Genomic DNA, 16,829 nt, shown 5'->3' with positions numbered 1-16,829 from the left:
TTCTCTGTTAGACGGGCTTTTGATTGATGTTTACCCGTTGAAACTTAAACGTTTTGTGTCAAATTTTTGGGGATCATATCATTTTACATTGTTAGATAACCCCGTTATTTTATAAATTCTTGATTTGTTTTAGAGTTGCATGTACGGAGCCGGCCCAGAAATTGCGTAGCCCGAAGCCTCTGGCTTTCGAGGTGATTTGTTGTTGGCTGACGATTTCTTTGGTGTCGATGTTGAAGATCACGACGGTGTAGGTTGCCCTGTTCTTGCTTTTGTTTAATAATCCGGCAATGAGAATAGCCCCGTAGCCCCGGTCAGAACCCGTGTTGAATTTACGGATAAAAGATGCGATTTCTTCGTGCGTGAGGACGTAATTGTCGCTTTCGATGAATAGTTTTGCATCGTCAATCTGGGCGATTTGAGCGATCGTCTCGGATAATGATGTTGTCGTATTCTTGATTTTGAAGGCTTTGGCAACATCGTATTTGTTCGGTTCTTTTTGGAACAATTCGTTGATTCCCGTGAAGGCCATTTTGAATTTGTTGGCGGTCTCGTCGGCGGCATATACTTTGGCCAAAGAGAAGTTCACGCCATAGAATGTGATGGCATTGATGTCTGTCTTTTTCGATTTATTGCCCGCGTTTGCAATTCCGGCAATACATAAGCATAGAAGTAGTACGATTTGTTTCATGATTTCGGGTTTTATAGTGTGTATATTTCTTGCTAACGCAAATCTATGAATTTAATTGCTTTTCTACACATTTGTGGCATTTGAATTTTCGAAATATATTCAACGGATTCAAATTGAATGGTCGGGGCTACCCGAACTTTAGCTCTAAACAGGTCTTTGATTTGCTTGGAAAACGCTTCTGTCCGGGTGTCTGTTCCGACGCGGATGACTATTTCATCAGTTCCTAATTCGTTGGTGTATACCTCTATCACGTAGTTTTTGACACCCGGAATGTTGTCCAGGATGTCGTAAAGGGCGGGGGGATACAAGGTAGTTCCTTTGTACTTGATCATTTGTCCTTTACGTCCCAGAACGGAACTCAGGCGGATGGTGTTTCTTCCGCAGGAGCAGGGCGTGGTGTGGTGATAACAAAGGTCTCCTGTTTTGAAACGGAGTAGGGGCATACCTCTTACTCCGAGGGTCGTGATCGTGACTTCACCGGCTTCACCCTCGGCTACAGGTTGATTGTTGTCGTCGAGGAATTCCACGATGATAAGTTCGGGTTGCAGGTGGCCTCCTTGACAAGCGGGACATTCGGTGAAAGAAGATTGCATTTCGGTAGAAGCGTATGTCGATAGGAGTAGCAATTCCGGCCATTTCTCGTGAATCCTGCGTCCCATGGTATTTAAGGTGAAATCCGGATTGCGTAAGGATTCCCCGATGCATATCGCTTTTTTGATGGAACAATTCTTATAATCAATGTTATGGGTTTCCGCGTATTCTACCAGTTTCGTCAGGAAGAAGGGGATAGCCATGCAGAACGTGGGTTGTATGCGGTGAATGGTGTCCCATTGCAATTCGGGGATACCATTACCCACGCGGACTACTCCTGCTCCGAGTTCTCTGGCTCCCATGTAATATGCTAATCCTGCCATGAATCGGCGGTCAAGGGTAACCATGAGTTGCATGATGTCCCGGTTGGTACATCCTGTCGTGGTGAATGACAAGTACTCGTTGTAAGCCAGACGATCCAAATCACTTTCTGTTAAAGCGACGGTTACCGGGTCTCCGAGTGTGCCGGAGGTGGTGACATAGTCGATGATCTCTTCCCGGTTGACACAGATGAACTCTTCATTGTGGAGTTGAAGGTCGGTTTTCGTGGTGACAGGGAGGTGACGCAGGTCTTCGATCGTTTTTATTTTGGCGATATCAATCTTTTCCTTTTGGAACATTTGGTGATAGAACTTGGAATGGAGGTCAAGATAAACCAGTTCTTCAGCCAGGCGAGCCTCTTGGTAAGCTTTGATTTCTTGGGGTGACTTGAATTGGATGTCACTATGTCGATTGTTTTTCATAGTTTTTATATAAGTTCGTTTTTTTATTCTTCCGGTAGTTGGAATCCAATCTTTTTAGGACGGTTGGATACTTTGTTTTTTACTTGCAATTCGGCTAATGCTTGGTTGATTAGGTCCAGTTGCATTCTCGTGTCTTCGTTGATGTCGTTTTGGTCAGTAAAGACATCTTCGATATATTCTTTTAGTTCTCTTACTTCTTTTTCAAGTTTTGACGTTTGGTTGAGAGGGGGATTGGTTATTAGTTGACGGATAGCTACAAAAGCACGCATGATACCTCTATTTGTTTCTATAGCGGTATCAGAATTAAGAACACTACTAAGCATTGCTACGCCTAATTCAGTAAAAGCGTAAGGTAGGTATTTAAAGTTGTAACCCCGTCCTTTGTTCAAGGTCACAATTTGTGACCTTGAAAGTTCTTCTTTGGTAATTTCAAACATGAAATCCTCACCTTCAAAGCGTTTAATGTTTCTTTTTACAGCTTGTTTGAGGACTTTTGTTTCGATACCATATATTTTTGCCAAATCGAAATCAAGCATTACTTTCAGACCTCTGATTTCGTATATTTTGTTTTGTATTAATTGAAGATTATCCATGATTCAATCTTAAATTAGTTGTGAGATATTCAAGCTTTCACGTTGTATCTTGAAGTCGCAATTTGCGACTTCAAGTATAATACTCCTCATTTGCTATTTTGCTTCTGTCTTTCAATCTTTTTCTCGATCGCCGTACGCTCTCCTGTTTTGGGAATCTCTTTCGTTAAAGCCTTTTGCCAGTATTGCACGGCTTTGTCGGGGGCTTGGTTGGCGGCGTGGTAATCTCCTGCCAGTTCCCAGGCATGGTACATTTCCGGGTTGGATTCAAGGAAACGGTTTAGCGTACTTTCGGGGAGGGTGGTCCCGTCGTGGATAGCTTTACGGATTTCTTTGCCGATGGCCCGGTATGTGAGTAGGTTTTGATAGACAGGGGAGTTTAACAGGGTATCGGCCGGGATCGTTAGGGAATCCGTGTGGAGTTCCCCGGTATTCTTCGGGTTGGCGAAGATTTGTTTCAGGTCGTAGGCGACGTATTTCCCCTCTTGCCAAGGGGAGGTGGATACCCATATCATGCGTTGTTCCGGTTTAAAAATGACGGAATGGTGGGCGATGAACTGGTTGATCGCTTTCTCGTTGGCTAACCCGATGTCTTTTCCTTCTTTACCGAAGCGGTTGCGCAGGATAGATGCGGCTTTGGGTACATCAACGGGTAGGGCTTTATCCAATAACTCGTTTAGTCTGGCTTGGCGGTAAGGACTGTCGGAAGTGGCGATGTTTTCCATGTTTCGTTCGTCTTCCCGGAAAGTCTCCGATTGATAGTGATTCGTGCAGATGATGCGATTCGTGTCGGAGTAGAACAAGGCGATTTTATCTGTCGCTTTTTCGATGATAGCGGCTTTCCCGTCTTTGGCGGAACCTACCAGTATGGATTCGGCCACGAACGTCCGGTATTTTTGAGCAATAGCGTAAGCCTCGTCGATGGTTGAGGCGTATTGCAAAATTTCACGGGCCAAGATCGAGATCGGGGTTGCTGCCGAAACGGGCATGGTGGATTTGGCGGCATTCAGAGTCACGGTTAATCCGGTTTCATTCATACCGGACAGGACTCCGATCATTCCGGCCCAGCCGATCGAGGCAAACCTGTATCCTTGGGCGGGTGAGTAGAAAGAAACCAGCTTGTTCAGGGCAAAATCGTCTCCCACGTAGAAGTCGAAATTCCGTCCGATGATCAAGGATGAATCGGCGCTTTGCGCTCCCCAGGCCCCGAATGAACTACAACCGACCAGCATATAATCCTGCATGGCGTGTCCGATGTCATGTGCCGCGTGATAGTTCAATTGCCGTTCGTAGGGAGTCCCGATAGCATCATATTCGTGCGTGCAGGAGAGGGATATTCCGTAGATTTCGTTCCGGTATTCTTCCGGCACACATTCTCCGAGGTTCCGGTTGAACAGGATCAGCGAGAAGCGGAGGAATTTCAGGTAACTGTCCGAGGGTATGATTTCCCGGATTTGATCCACGAATACTTTCTCTTGAAAATAAAGCAGGTCTTGGGTTAATATCCCGGAGGCGACGCCTCTTTCGAAATCTTTTCCTTGCAAGTATTGTTCCCAAAGGCCCGTTTGGCTGTGACGCAAATGATTGGGGCCGTAACGCCTGAGGCTGTCACTCCTGACCAGCTCGTAACGGGGAATCGTGTCCTGAGATAATTGCGGTTGTTTCATGTCTGCCGAAAAGTACAGGTAGCACACAAACAAAATGAATAGTACGATTATTCCTAAAAAGGAGAATAGGGTATATTTGAGTAAGCGTGGTATTTTCATGATTAGGCTCCTCCGATTTTTTTAGCTAAATATTCCGTTCCTAGAAGTTCCGCGCAGGTTAACATGGAAGTAAGCGTGACGCCCAGAGCCCCGTGTACGTTCAGGTTTTGGCCTGTCAGGTAAAGATTCTCTATTTTGGTACGTGGCGGTATCAACGTGGAGAGCGGATGATTGTAGTCCTTGATGATACCGTATCCCGATCCTTCCGGGGTTCCCGTGTAATCCCGGTACGTGAGTGGGGTGGTCGTGTATATCTTTTCCGTGTCCCGGTTTAATTTCGGGAAATAACTTTCGGTGAAACGGATGAGTTCTTGTGCCTTCCGTTCTTTGAAAGCCTTGTAGTCCATACCCCGGTGTTCCACGGTCGTGTCGGTCCAAGCCTCGACCTCGTTTATGTACATGGGTGTTAGCAGGCTGACCACTTCGGTGTATTCTGCCGAACGAGAGGTGGGTTGCATGGTGATCAGGCACGACCGTATTCGGTCATTGCGGGGATCGGACGGGGAATACCAAACATCGTTGTCGTTATAAATGAATGTGTTGTAGTTCCTGTAAGGAGTGCTGTTCTTTTTCATCAGCAGGTAAACCGAGAACATGCCGTACGAGTTGCGCATGGCTCGTAACCGGGTAAGATTTACTTTCCGGATCAATGGTGTTTTTTCGACCAGTTCCATGGTGTTTGCCGGGTGCAGAGAGGAGATCACGTAACGGGTTTCCAGGTGTTCCTTGCCGTTAATTTCCACGGAACGAATGGTTTTACCATCAGCAAGGCACAAGCGGGTAGCCTGGGCGTTTGTAAGTACTGTCCCCCCGTTCCGGCGGATGACGTCTACCAGGGCATCCGTGACTTGCATGCTCCCGTCGATAAACCGGTAGGCTCCCTGTATGTACGAGTTGCTGGTAATAGCATGGTGATACAGGGTTGAGACCGCTTGTTCTCCGCCGTACAAGAGGGCGGGAGCGCTTAACACTTGTTGCAATGTCTTGTCTGTCGTGATGTCTTGCAGCCATTGCCAGGCTGATACGGTGAAAAGATCAATTGTCCCGGCCGATAGTTTGCCTTTTTTCAATTGATCCACGTTGATCGTGTCCCCGATTGAAGATATGATAGAGACATATTGTCGGATCGCTTCCTTTTCTTTTGGGAACGATCGGGTCAGTGTTTCGGCGAAGCGTTCGTGTCCCATGGCGAAAGCGTAGTCGTTGCCATTGTGGTGGATGATGTCGAAAGCATTTTCATCCAGTCGGCGTAGTTTCAGGTGTTGCTGTATGCCGAAATAGGTGAAGTATTGCCTTAATATCTCACCCTCGTCCATACTTCCCACGTAGTGGATACCGGTGTCGAGATCCTGTCCGTTGCGGTGGAAAGTCTGGAAACATCCTCCCGGTACAGGGTTCTTTTCAATGACACACACGTTGTAGCCTTCTTTGCTTAGCGTGGCACCGCAAGTCAACCCGCCCAAGCCGCTCCCGATGATGATGACGTCGTATTTACTCATTTGTTTCCTCCTTTCGTCTGAACAGGTAGATGGTGTTGGACGTGTACTTGTCGTTTGCCTGTTTTTCTATTTGCAGGTGGTGTTTAGCGGCGAATTGTTCGAACTGTTCTTCCGACGGGAAATATAATTGTCCTTCCGTCTTGTTGAAATGCAGTAGACGGGTAGAGAATAATTCCGAGAGCCGGGTTATTTTATGACCTTTCTGGTTGTTCGAGTTGCTGTCTCGCACGATGATCATTCCCCCGGGAGCCAGGTTTCGGACGCAACGGTTTAATAGTTCTTCCTGCGATGTGTTGTCTATGTAATGGAGCATATCGTTGAGGATAAACACGTCACTCTGTGGTAGATCGTATGTCAAGGCGTTGGCACATTCAAAACGAATCCGCCGGGTGCGTGAGAAGTTATGATTAGCCACGGCAATCTTTTCCTCGTCATAGTCGATTCCCAGCAGAGTGCGGTCTTCGGAAAGCATCATCAGCATATAGGTCAACGGGCCGAATCCGCAACCGATGTCTGTGATCATGGCTTTGCGGGGAATCAGTTTGTCGAAGAATTCGTATCGGTGTTCCATGTTGACCTTTACGCGGATGTACCATTCTTCGACCGGGCCTTTGTAGATGTAGTTCTTGATCAGTTTGTGATAATAGTACGGGTTGTTCACGTTGGCATAGTAGTTACACGTGTCCTTGTACATTTCTCTGAAATAGACGGCGATTTTCTTTGTCCTTTCCTGGTACGTGTTTCCCCACCGGGGATCATCGTACGCGATCCGGGGTAGGATGCGGGTGGATAGTATCCCGTTTTTCACGTAGAAGGGTTGCCGTTTCGTGACGATCATACCCGGACCGTAAAGAATGATCGGGGTGATGTCCAGTTGCAGTTGTTCGGCGATGTAGAATGCTCCTTTGTGGAAGCGGTGTACCTGGCCGTCGGCCGAGCGCGTACCTTCGGGGAACACGATCACGGAATAGCCTTGCGCTATTTTCTTGCGTAAGTAGGTAAGGGCTTTTTCGTAACCGTCCCGCGTGTGAATGAAGTCGGCATATTGCACGATCCGTCCGAAGAAGGGGGAGTGCCATACCCAACTGTTGGTGACCATGATCAGCTTCGGGGCCGTGGATAGCAACACGAGAATGTCGACGAATGACTGGTGGTTGGCGATGATGACCGACGGTTTTTTGAATGTTTCACCTTCTGGATTAATGGTTTCGCTGCGAGTGACGATCGTCAGTTTCAGGAATACTTTTAGCGAGTGCATGATGGCAAGGCTGAAAAAGGCCTTTTTCTTGGTACGGTTGGCCGGGAATACAAGCAGGATGGCGGCCAGTATCATCAGCAGGACACACCCGAACACGAACAGGCTGAACATCCACACGGTGACGAATAAGCTAAAAAGCGTGTAGGGGAAATTCCCTTTTTTTGCCGGGTTAGCGATAAAGAAACGGAACAGGATGGGGAGTACCGTGTAGGACACGAGTACGACGGAAATCATGCCGAGAATGGAGATTACCGAAATGGATTGTAGGGCCGGATGACGGGCGAAGACTAACGCCCCGAGACCGACAACCGTGGTGAAGGCCGAGAAGAAGATCGCCGTTTTGTGGGAAGTCAACATCTTTTTTCCCGTCCGGTATTCCTGTTGCAAGCCGTCCATGATGAATATACTGAAATCATCGCCTAGCCCGAAGATGAAGGTGGAGAGGATGATGTTCACGATATTGAACTGGGTTCCGGTGATAGCCATGAGTCCCAGGATGATAATCCAACTGATGGCCATAGGGGTAAACGTCATAAGCGTCAATTCGATGCGACCGTACGAGATAAGCAGGGCAAAGAATATGAGGAAGGAGGAGATGTAGAGGATCAGGTAGAAATCGTCATTGATGGCCGATACCCATTTGTTGGCGAAAAATCCCCTGTCCACGATGACAATCCCGTCATTGTCAGCAAAACGCTTGTAGACTTCTTCCTTGTGCTGATCGTCGATGCGTACCTGGGTAATCAGCATCGAGAGCGAGTCGGCTTGCGTGGTCCACTCTTCGAGCAGGCGCATGGAAGTCTGGTCGACCGAAGAAAAGTCGCAGGTGGTATAGTTCTTGTCAAGCAGGGCAAAGAACGGGTCGAAGGTGTTGTCCTTGAAACGGTATTGTCCGGCACTTGTTTTTATAGCGGAGGTCACTTCCTGTTTGCGAGCCTCGGTCCAGAAGGAATTCCAGCGTTTGATTCTTTGCTGTTGTTCCTCGGAAGAGATCAGTATTTTTTCTGCCGAGGCGTATTCTTTCACCAGTCCCTCGGCTTGTAGAGCGGCGAGTTCAGCGTTGTTGTTCTGATAGTGGTGTATGCTTTGATCCAGCGTGTTGCCAACGGAAACGAATAGGATGGTCTTCTTGTCGGATTGGAAAAGATTCATCAACTTGTTCTCTGCTTGTTTGAGGTGGGGAGGCTCGAAGTTCAGGTTCATCATGTTACTGTCGAAAGTTACTTTTCCCGACATGTAAAGGCTGACGATCGTGATGATGACGATGGTCCCGACGAGCAGTTTATTCTTCTCGTAGGCGTAGCCGTTGATTTTCTCTATGATTCTCAGAATCCGTCCCGATTCGGCGTGTTCCGCTTTTCTTTTGAGGAAATGGGGAAGGAATACCAGGCAGAAGAGGGTTGTCCCGATCAGGGCCAGCGAGGAGAAAAGCCCAAAATCCCGAAGCAGGTCGGAACTCGTGAATACCAGGCCGAAGAATGCGCCTACCGTGGTAAAACTGCCCACGGTGAGCGGGTAGGCCAGTTCGTCAATGAGTTGCCGGATTGAGGTCACGTGATTGAAATGCGATAACACGTGTATCGAGTAACTCATGGCGACCCCGAATATGGCGGCCCCGGCCCCGATGGCAATAGCGGATACCGATCCTTTGATAAAGAAGATCAGGGCAAGGGAGAATATCGCCCCGTAAATGACGGGTAGGATGATTAACAATACGGCGGAACGACTTTTGAACACGAGCGTGATGAACACGATGATGATGATGAGGGCGATTGTCAGCGTGATCATCGTGTCCTGTTTGATCTGCCGGGCGTTGTAGACACCCACGGACGGGCCCCCGAAGTATTCGGCTCTCACGTCAGGGTAGAGTTGCATGATCTCGTGCAATTCATTCTCGATGGTCGTGATCAGCGGGTCGTTTTTGCCCGTGCTTCCCATGCTGTACCGGGGGGTGATGAAGAACAACATCGTGGACATATCCTGTGAGAAGATGTGCCCGTCGTAAATCTCGTAGTTGGCTGTCAATTGGAACGTCCTGAGGTTTTCCAAGGCTGAATTGCCCACGCCTACCGGGTCACGGGGAAGTATATTTTTTAGGGCCATTCCCGCCGGGGATAAGAGGTTCCGGTAGTTGGTCTGCATGCGCGTGGCGATCTTCTCGGGTGTGAGCAGGGTGTCTAGTCGGGCGTAATCCTCCTCCGTCAGGAAAATGGGCAGGTTGTCATATATGAAATCGGTCACGCCGCCGATCATGTCCGCGTCGACTTCCGCGAAGATGTCGTTGATGTATTCCGGTGCGGCTTTGTGTAACAATGAATCTTTTAACCGGGAACCCGCTTTAATCAGTAGGTCGGAAGAAACGTTCTTTGCCGTGCTGTCTTTGGCGTGGAGCATGACCACGATTTTGTCTTTCACTTTCAAGTTCTGGAAGACGATTTCCGAACTCCGGGCATCTTGCGTGTCCGGGAAAAACCGGGTAACATCCTCTTCGAACCGGACTTGAAGGGCGAAGAAGAGCATCACCAGAAAACTACCTATCAGTAGTGTGTACCGAAGTATCGGGTGATCTTTGAGGTGATCGTATATATGAATGAAAAAGTTTCTCATGAAATAGCACGTTTAGATTTTCTAAAACAAGCAAGTAGCATATAACATATTAACCCTCCGGTGATGCCGCATATTACTGCAAATATAATACTTCCGACAAGATATTGTGAGAGGGATTGCCCGATGGTTTCAAAAGAGATATCATGGAAGCTCAAAGTTATCGGTTTGCCCAGAACCCAGCCTCCCGTGGCGTAACTGCCGAATAACAGGATCGGGATCATGGGGGGAATACTGATGTTGGAGGCAACAACGGCGATCACTTTGTTGAGCCGGAGGAAATGAGCCAGGATCGCTGCCGCTATCATCTGGTAGCCCCATAACGGGACGATTCCCATGAATATACCGAACGTGACGGCCAACGAGATCTGTAGGTTGGATTCCGGAGAGTGAGTGATGTTTTCCCGGATGAATCTTTTCACGTTCTCTTTGGTGATAGACCGGAAACAACGCGAAGGCCAGTACCACAAGAGGGCGATAATGACCAGTACCGAGTTCAGTATGCTGATCCGGGTGAAATCGTGAAAGGGACGGAAATGACTTACCCGTTTCTCTTGCGGGGGATAATATACCTCGATCGGCACGTTGGCTACCCGGACATCGCGCCAGGCTGCCCGTACGATGATCTCCAGTTCGAATTCATATTTCCGGGTGAACAAGCGGATGCCTTTGAGTTTCTGCAAAGGATAGAGGCGATAACCGGATTGAGTGTCGGCCAGCTTGATCCCCGTTTCCAGTCGGAACCAGAAGTTAGAGAACTTGTTGGCAAAGGTGTTTTTACCCGGCATGTTGTCGGAAGCGAGGTTCCGGGCCCCGATGAGCAAACTGTCCGGGTGTTCCTCTATGGCTTTCAGGAAAACGGGAATGTCGTGAGCGAAGTGCTGCCCGTCGGAATCAAGCGTGATTGCGTAACGGTACCCGGCTGATTCGGCGGCTTGCAGTCCTTGATTCAGGGCATGTCCTTTTCCCTTGTTTTTCGGGTAACTGATGATTTGTATTTGCGTGAACCGGTTTAGAATTTCGGTTGTTGCATCGGTGGAACCGTCGTTAACCACGATTACCGGAAGGTCGTATCCGAGAACTTCCGTGATAACGTTCCCGACTGTTGCGGCGTTATTATACGTGGGGATGACAACAACCGTCTGTTTCATTGTTCCGGGGTTAGGGTTGCTTTTAATTTCAAAACGGCCTCTCCCCCGGATAAGAGGGTGGCCTGTAAATTGTAAGTTCCCGTTACCGAAAACGAGAGTTCAAGGTTCGATTCCTGGTGAGGATTGACAACTGCGAGGAATTTACAGGTGTTCACGTGTTGGTAGCGTAACGGAGTTCCCAGCACGGACGATACACATTCCCGGAGCATTTGCATCATGCAGACCCCCGGTGTTACCGGGAAATCCGGAAAATGCCCTTGGTAGACCGGATGATCTGGATTCAATTTTATCATGCACACGTAATTATCCACATTTTTATCCGTGGACTGTAATGTATATAAATCCACACGTGTTGAGTCGTTTTCTAACATAACTCTTAGTTTATCACACAAATCGTATTCACTTGGGAATATCCCTATTCCTTCCTGCAAAGGTACTTATCTTTATCAAATAATTCAATGAAACAGCCGATTTCGTTATCAAAACATGAAACTGAAACCTTTTTTATGGGAATATTTGTATTTTTCGATTTCTTCGAGGAGTGATTTTTTTAGCTGCGAAACCATGAAGTTTAGAAAATGTAGATTGTTTTCTTCGTTTTGTGCCTGTTGTAAAGCAAGAATATAATCGCCCCTGTCTTCTTTGAATATTTTTACTGGGAAAAGGTCGAAGTAGAATTGGAGGTAATTCATTAGTAATCGGGCGGTTCTTCCGTTACCGTCGACCCACGGGTGTATGGTTACCAGGTTGAGGTGGGCATTAAAACTTAGTTCATACTGTTCTTGCGATGTATGTGCTATCTTTTGTTTTTCCTGTAATATCGTGCAAAGTTCTTCTACTTTTTGGGGTACTTTTTGGTAATTCATGTATGAATGTCCGTTAATACCGGCAGTTACACCGCATAACCGGAATTCTCCTTTTGAAGAATCAAAGGAACCTCCCAGCGTGCTAAAAACGTTCCCCGTGGTTCGCATTAATGAAGCGTTTAATTGTTGCAGGAAAGCGGGAGTGATTGCCGTCTTTTGTTTGGCTTCTTTCTGGGCGAACTCGTAAGCTTTTTTTAAGTCCTCGTTCATTAAATGATCAACCAGGGGTTTCCCTTTGGCCGTGATGCCTTCGTCAAACAGGAGTTGGGTGTCGATTTCCGTTAGTGTCGAACCTTCGATCGCGGTAGAATGGGTAATAAGAGAATAGAGATAATATTTCTCGTAGTCCACGGCTTGACTGATACCAAGTTGGGTGAATTCTTGGTTTAATTCTTCTATCTCGTGCCAAATCTTTTTTTCCATGATTCTACTTTTCTTCCTCAAAAGTACGTGAATTTTGTACTTGAACAAAGTAAATGTTAACTTTTTTCTCGGAAAGGGGTGTGGATAAAAAGTGAAAGGGGACCACGGGGGATTCTCTTGTGTCCCGGTATACACTCTCCTGTGTTTCTATACACACACTCTAGAGTCTCGCTTATATATAAATGGGTTATCAATATAAAGTTCGGTGGAAGTTCACGGTTTCCGTTAGTCAACTTTCAATCAACTATCAGTTAACTTTCAATTAACTTATAGGCGAGACACCGGTGCAATTCACTGTAAATGTAGGTGATATACACTTGAGTTCTAATGCCTGTTATTATATTATTCCAACGGTTCCAGTTGTATGGACAGGCGCAGGAGGGGGTGGCGGATCAGGATGCTGTTCCCGTTGCCGTTCTCGCCGGGTAGTAGCCGGAAGTATGTTTTGCCGAAACCTCGTCCGGCCTTGATTCGTTCCAGGTTGTTGGAAGTGAGGTCCTTGCGGTAGAAAATATTCGGGTTATCAAGGCGATAGACGATTGCGGCGTTATTGCGGGTATCGGAGTAGACGGTGGCTTCGTGCTGGGCTTGCAGGTTTAATCCGAAAAGAATACTTAGGTCTTTTTGCAGGAGGGAAAGCACGTTTTTCTTTTGCAGAGGTTCGATGCAGTGATGGACGATCAGCGTGTCCTTGTTGATCTCGAAATCGAACAGGCTAAGCCCGAAGTGGGTGCTGAACAGGGTGCGTATGGTGTTCGTGTCTGTTTGTTTCACGAGTAGCATTCCGCTAAAGTGTTTCTTCATGAAGTCGAAGATCATGTTGTATTTGAGCAGTGTCCCGTTCGTTTGTGCCATGGGGGGAAGTTGTTCTTTCCGGACGGATTGAACCGGGCCTTTGCGTAATCCCCGGGTGATGGAGGGGGCGCAGGAACCACAAGCCAATAACAGGCAAAGACTAACGAATAGTAAACTTCTCATCGGAGGTCAGCGTGTTGTATTTCTTGTTCGTAAAATGGTACTCCGTGTAGTCTTTCTCGTTCTCGGATAGCCGCAGGGTCTTCACGGCCATGTCTTTCTTGTCGAGGGAGATCACGATTTCCGAGATATAGGCTTTCACGCTCTTGCTGGTCGGTTGTATTTTGACCACATAGAGCGTGGGGGTTTCGAAGTATTCCAGTTTGTAGGAGGAGCCGATGGCGTTCAAGTCACCGATCATGCAAGCGGATAGCATACCCTTCATTTCGTTCATCATCGGGTTGGAGCCTAGGTTTACCACGTTGCTTTTTCCCTCGGATACGGTTTTTAATTTTTGCCCGTTGATGATGATCAGGTAGTTCAAGGGGGAAGAGTAGTCCATGCGGATCATGTTGTCCTGTTTGAAATAGAATCGTCCCTTGGAAATGACTTTTTCCGAGAAGACATCCAGGTATTTTTCCTGCGTGAAATCGCTTTCAATGGAACGGATGTTTGCCGCTTCCTGTTTCAGCCGTTCCTGAAAGGCTGCGATGGAAGCGAGGGGTTTCAGTTCTTCCTGTGCCGATAGTTTGAGGCTGACACACGTGCAGAACAGAAGTAGGCAATAGATATATTTCATGTTATGATGTCATTTTTTGTTTTGCAAAGATAGGTTTTGTAGAGGAATTAGTTGGTCTACCCGGATGATTTTATAGTCGTTTTCGTGCAAGTATTCCAGTAATTGCCGGAGAAGTTCGGGACTGTCTGGAAGACGGTCGTGCAGGAGAATGACCGTTCCGGGAGAGAGTTGTCGGGTGATGCGGCGTAGTATCCGGGAAATCGGTTCTTTCCGGGTGTCTAGGGAACGGACACTCCAACCGATCGTGGTGTAGCCGAGTTGTCGTACGGCTTTGGCTATCGTCGGGTTGGTTACCCCGAAAGGAGGCCGGAAGAAAGTGACGGGAGAGCCGATGATCTGTTCCAGAATTTGTTGTGCCTGTTGAAGATCGGCAATCATCTGTTTTCGTGGTAACAACGGGAAACGGTTCGTGTGTGAGTGGGAGTGATTCCCGATGAGATGACCTTCCGCGAAGGCTCTTTGTACGATAGTAGGGTACTTTTCAGCTTTCTCTCCGATGCAGAAAAAGGCTGCCGGGGCGTGATGTCGTTTTAATATATCGAGTACTTGGGGCGTGTAAGTGGCATCCGGGCCATCATCAAAGGTGAGGGCCACGACTTTATCCGTGGTCTTTTTACGACAAAATGTTTTCACGTAGACTCCTGAACCGATGTTATAAGAGGCGTAAAAGAAGAAGAGCATGACGCATGCGATAACGATAATCCACCACATGATTATACCGGTTTTAGGAAGATGAATGAATGGTTGCCTAAAAACGTGTTATACACGAGTATAGGCGTTTTAATTTCCCCGCTTTGCAGGTGTTTGCAACAGGTGTTGAAGGCATACGCCATGGCTGTCGGGTATTCGCCGCAGATTTTCTTGTAATCACTTGGAAATAGAACGGTTACATTCTTTTCCTCTTTTTGCACGAGATAATTGTGAATACGTTCTTGGATTTCGGCAGCAGAATAGGTCCCGTTGAACAGTTCGATCCCTTCTAAAACGGCGTAACTTTCGGGGATGGCCGTGGTGGATAGAATGGCAAAGTTGGCCCCTTCTCCGGCCAGGGCATTACGCCATAAACCGAGGCGTTTTAGTATTTCGTATACGGTAGGCGTCATTTCGTCGATTGCCCCGACCAGCACGTTGGAGGCTTCTTCCTCTCGTAATAATAGGATGGCATCCAGCAGGGCACTTTCAAAGGAGAAGGCCCGGTGCGTGTAGGTGTTGTTGTACCCGTGGTTCTTGGATAACAGGGCGATTTGCGCCCCGATGGTGTTGAATGTCGATTGTATGAATGCTGTCGGGGTGAGCATCTGTTCGTGGTTGTCCAGCAGGGTGTTCATGAACTTTTCGGTATCTCCCAGACAACCGTACCCGGTGGCGGTAAGAATGGCATCAACCGGAGCGTTCGGGAATTTGTTCAGGCATTGCATTCCGGTTGCTACTCCCATGCGGACAATGCGGCTCATGCGACGGCGTAAAGTGGCATCCGGGATCAGGGTCTTGTAGTCCGGTTCCTGAATGGAGACCTGTTTGCCGGGTACGAATTCCGGGGAATCCTGCGTGTCCGGGAGCGTGGAGGCGATGCTGTTTATGTAGATGGTCTGTTTCGACATGGTTCAATTTTTTATTTTCGGAATAGCAACGACGTGTTGTTACCACCGAATCCGAATGAGTTGGACAGGACGGAACGAATGGATACTCCTGTTTGATATTCCGTGACGGGTATTAATCCGGTTTCGGCTATCGGTTGGTTGAAGTTCAAGTTCGGGTATAATATCCCGTGATGCAGGGCCAGTACCGAGAAAACGGCTTCCACTCCTCCGGCGGCTCCCAGCGTGTGGCCCGTGAAGGCTTTGGTGGAACTGAAAGGAGGAATACGGTTTCCGAATAGGCGTTGAATGGCTGCACTTTCGGATGCATCGTTGTTGGGAGTTCCCGTGCCGTGGGCGTTGATGTAGTCGATAGAGTCGGGTGATAATCCCGCTTTTTCCAAGGCTCCTTTCATGGCGAGATAAGCGCCGTTCCCGTCTGATGAGGAGGCGGTTTGGTGGAATGCGTCGTTCGCGTTGGCATATCCGGCCAGGGTGCAATACGTTTTCCGGTAGCTTGTTTTTTCCGATTGGAGTACCAGATACCCGGCTCCCTCTCCGAGGTTTAGCCCGGCACGTGAAGCGTCAAAGGGGCGGCAGGGCGTTTTGTCGAGAATCAGCAGCGAGCCGAAGCCGTTGAGCGTGAATTTGCACAAGGCATCCGTCCCTCCGGCAATAACGATGTCGAGTATTCCTTGTCGGATCAATCTGGCTCCAAGCATGATGGCGTTGGTGGCAGAAGAGCAGGCGGTGCTGATCGTCGTGCGGAAACCGTTGAGACCGAGGAGTCTGGCTATGCGTTCGGTGCTGTCTCCGGGATCATGGGAGGCGATGTCGTGTAGGTTGCCTCGTGTGGGGTCCTGTCGGAATTCCGGGTAAAAATGTTCGCTCAGGTCCATGCCTCCCGTGGAATTGGAGGAAATCAAACCGATACGGAGGTTTGTCACTCCTGATAGGTCGGCGTCCTCGAAAGCCTCCCGGGCCGCAAGCATCCCGAGTAGGGCCGTGCGGGATATGACGGCTTGTTCCGGCAGGCCCAGTTTATTTTTTAATACCGTGTTGGAGAGTTTTACCTCGGCTACCGGTTCGGTATGGTTTGTCGGGAAAAGGGTAACGGGACCCAGACCGCTCCTCTTTTCTTGAAAAGAGAGCAGGTGGTCGTTCACGTTTGTCCCGATAGCCGACACGCACCCGATGCCCGTGACCAGCACTTTCATTGTTTCCGGTTTGCCGTGATATAATCAGCCAGTGTTTGGACGGAATAGAATATCTCTTTACCTTCCGCCGGGTTGGCAATGCGGATTCCGTAATTCCGTTCCAAGATTAGGATGATTTCCAGCGCGTCGATAGAATCCAGCCCTAAGCCTGCTTCCCCGAACAAGGGAGCGTTATTTTCGATCTCTTCGGGTGTGATGTCTTCCAGGTTTAACGCTTCAATAAGTGATGCTTTCAATTCTTGTATTAATTGTTCCATATACT

Annotated in this window: 15 protein-coding genes; all 15 read right to left on the bottom strand. The window is 48.1% G+C overall.

Annotated elements, in window-relative coordinates:
- Positions 1-109 precede the first annotated feature (109 nt).
- The 15 genes from DWW52_RS07315 to DWW52_RS07245 all read right to left on the bottom strand — a co-directional run bounded on the left by DWW52_RS07315 (position 110) and on the right by DWW52_RS07245 (position 16,824).
- Positions 110-688, bottom strand: coding sequence for a hypothetical protein (locus tag DWW52_RS07315; RefSeq protein ID WP_118714801.1), 579 nt, complete (start codon positions 686-688; stop codon positions 110-112).
- 32 nt (positions 689-720) lie between these two features.
- Positions 721-2,022 (bottom strand): phenylacetate--CoA ligase family protein, encoded by a 1,302-nt coding sequence (locus DWW52_RS07310; protein ID WP_118714800.1) that lies wholly within the window; start codon positions 2,020-2,022, stop codon positions 721-723.
- A 23-nt stretch (positions 2,023-2,045) separates the two neighbouring features.
- Entirely contained in the window at positions 2,046-2,615 is a 570-nt protein-coding gene (locus DWW52_RS07305) for an ORF6N domain-containing protein (protein WP_118714799.1), read from the bottom strand.
- An 86-nt stretch (positions 2,616-2,701) separates the two neighbouring features.
- Positions 2,702-4,378, bottom strand: coding sequence for a C45 family peptidase (locus tag DWW52_RS07300; RefSeq protein WP_118714798.1), 1,677 nt, complete (start codon positions 4,376-4,378; stop codon positions 2,702-2,704).
- Positions 4,379-4,380: 2 nt separating this feature from the next.
- Complete coding sequence (locus DWW52_RS07295; protein WP_118714797.1) at positions 4,381-5,877, bottom strand: NAD(P)/FAD-dependent oxidoreductase; 1,497 nt, start codon at positions 5,875-5,877, stop codon at positions 4,381-4,383.
- A complete protein-coding gene (locus tag DWW52_RS07290) occupies positions 5,870-9,742 on the bottom strand; it encodes a 1-acyl-sn-glycerol-3-phosphate acyltransferase (protein ID WP_118714796.1) in 3,873 nt (1,290 codons plus the stop codon). The genes DWW52_RS07295 and DWW52_RS07290 overlap by 8 nt, the downstream gene beginning before the upstream one ends.
- Positions 9,739-10,890 (bottom strand): DUF2062 domain-containing protein, encoded by a 1,152-nt coding sequence (locus DWW52_RS07285; RefSeq protein ID WP_118714795.1) that lies wholly within the window; start codon positions 10,888-10,890, stop codon positions 9,739-9,741. Before DWW52_RS07285 ends, DWW52_RS07290 begins: the two co-directional genes overlap by 4 nt.
- Positions 10,887-11,261: a hydroxymyristoyl-ACP dehydratase gene (locus tag DWW52_RS07280; protein WP_118714794.1), complete on the bottom strand. Its 375-nt coding sequence runs from the start codon at positions 11,259-11,261 to the stop codon at positions 10,887-10,889. The genes DWW52_RS07285 and DWW52_RS07280 overlap by 4 nt, the downstream gene beginning before the upstream one ends.
- A gap of 108 nt (positions 11,262-11,369) precedes the next feature.
- Positions 11,370-12,179, bottom strand: a complete 810-nt coding sequence (locus DWW52_RS07275) for a Fic family protein (protein WP_118714793.1) — start codon at positions 12,177-12,179, stop codon at positions 11,370-11,372.
- Positions 12,180-12,521: 342 nt separating this feature from the next.
- Positions 12,522-13,157 (bottom strand): hypothetical protein, encoded by a 636-nt coding sequence (locus tag DWW52_RS07270; RefSeq protein ID WP_118714792.1) that lies wholly within the window; start codon positions 13,155-13,157, stop codon positions 12,522-12,524.
- Positions 13,135-13,773 (bottom strand): outer membrane lipoprotein carrier protein LolA, encoded by a 639-nt coding sequence (locus DWW52_RS07265; protein WP_118714791.1) that lies wholly within the window; start codon positions 13,771-13,773, stop codon positions 13,135-13,137. Before DWW52_RS07265 ends, DWW52_RS07270 begins: the two co-directional genes overlap by 23 nt.
- A gap of 9 nt (positions 13,774-13,782) precedes the next feature.
- Positions 13,783-14,484, bottom strand: a complete 702-nt coding sequence (locus DWW52_RS07260; RefSeq protein WP_118714790.1) for a polysaccharide deacetylase family protein — start codon at positions 14,482-14,484, stop codon at positions 13,783-13,785.
- A 2-nt stretch (positions 14,485-14,486) separates the two neighbouring features.
- Positions 14,487-15,374 carry a beta-ketoacyl synthase chain length factor gene (locus DWW52_RS07255; protein WP_118714789.1) on the bottom strand — a complete coding sequence of 296 codons (888 nt, stop codon included), beginning with the start codon at positions 15,372-15,374 and terminating at the stop codon, positions 14,487-14,489.
- 11 nt (positions 15,375-15,385) lie between these two features.
- Positions 15,386-16,567 carry a beta-ketoacyl synthase gene (locus tag DWW52_RS07250; protein ID WP_118714788.1) on the bottom strand — a complete coding sequence of 394 codons (1,182 nt, stop codon included), beginning with the start codon at positions 16,565-16,567 and terminating at the stop codon, positions 15,386-15,388.
- Positions 16,564-16,824, bottom strand: a complete 261-nt coding sequence (locus DWW52_RS07245) for a phosphopantetheine-binding protein (RefSeq protein ID WP_118714787.1) — start codon at positions 16,822-16,824, stop codon at positions 16,564-16,566. Before DWW52_RS07245 ends, DWW52_RS07250 begins: the two co-directional genes overlap by 4 nt.
- Between the last annotated feature and the right edge of the window lie 5 nt (positions 16,825-16,829).

Source organism: Odoribacter sp. AF15-53 (assembly GCF_003479425.1).
Lineage (GTDB): Bacteria > Bacteroidota > Bacteroidia > Bacteroidales > Marinifilaceae > Butyricimonas.
The sequence above is the reverse complement of the archived record's forward strand: the minus strand, read 5'-3'. Positions and strand labels throughout refer to the sequence as shown.

Bases quoted from the DNA above. Each gene is read 5' to 3' on its own strand.
- DWW52_RS07315 (WP_118714801.1), bottom strand. From the start codon at position 688: ATGAAACAAATCGTACTACTTCTATGCTTATGTATTGCCGGAATTGCA.
- DWW52_RS07310 (WP_118714800.1), bottom strand. From the start codon at position 2,022: ATGAAAAACAATCGACATAGTGACATCCAATTCAAGTCACCCCAAGAA.
- DWW52_RS07305 (WP_118714799.1), bottom strand. From the start codon at position 2,615: ATGGATAATCTTCAATTAATACAAAACAAAATATACGAAATCAGAGGT.
- DWW52_RS07300 (WP_118714798.1), bottom strand. From the start codon at position 4,378: ATGAAAATACCACGCTTACTCAAATATACCCTATTCTCCTTTTTAGGA.
- DWW52_RS07295 (WP_118714797.1), bottom strand. From the start codon at position 5,877: ATGAGTAAATACGACGTCATCATCATCGGGAGCGGCTTGGGCGGGTTG.
- DWW52_RS07290 (WP_118714796.1), bottom strand. From the start codon at position 9,742: ATGAGAAACTTTTTCATTCATATATACGATCACCTCAAAGATCACCCG.
- DWW52_RS07285 (WP_118714795.1), bottom strand. From the start codon at position 10,890: ATGAAACAGACGGTTGTTGTCATCCCCACGTATAATAACGCCGCAACA.
- DWW52_RS07280 (WP_118714794.1), bottom strand. From the start codon at position 11,261: ATGTTAGAAAACGACTCAACACGTGTGGATTTATATACATTACAGTCC.
- DWW52_RS07275 (WP_118714793.1), bottom strand. From the start codon at position 12,179: ATGGAAAAAAAGATTTGGCACGAGATAGAAGAATTAAACCAAGAATTC.
- DWW52_RS07270 (WP_118714792.1), bottom strand. From the start codon at position 13,157: ATGAGAAGTTTACTATTCGTTAGTCTTTGCCTGTTATTGGCTTGTGGT.
- DWW52_RS07265 (WP_118714791.1), bottom strand. From the start codon at position 13,773: ATGAAATATATCTATTGCCTACTTCTGTTCTGCACGTGTGTCAGCCTC.
- DWW52_RS07260 (WP_118714790.1), bottom strand. From the start codon at position 14,484: ATGTGGTGGATTATCGTTATCGCATGCGTCATGCTCTTCTTCTTTTAC.
- DWW52_RS07255 (WP_118714789.1), bottom strand. From the start codon at position 15,374: ATGTCGAAACAGACCATCTACATAAACAGCATCGCCTCCACGCTCCCG.
- DWW52_RS07250 (WP_118714788.1), bottom strand. From the start codon at position 16,567: ATGAAAGTGCTGGTCACGGGCATCGGGTGCGTGTCGGCTATCGGGACA.
- DWW52_RS07245 (WP_118714787.1), bottom strand. From the start codon at position 16,824: ATGGAACAATTAATACAAGAATTGAAAGCATCACTTATTGAAGCGTTA.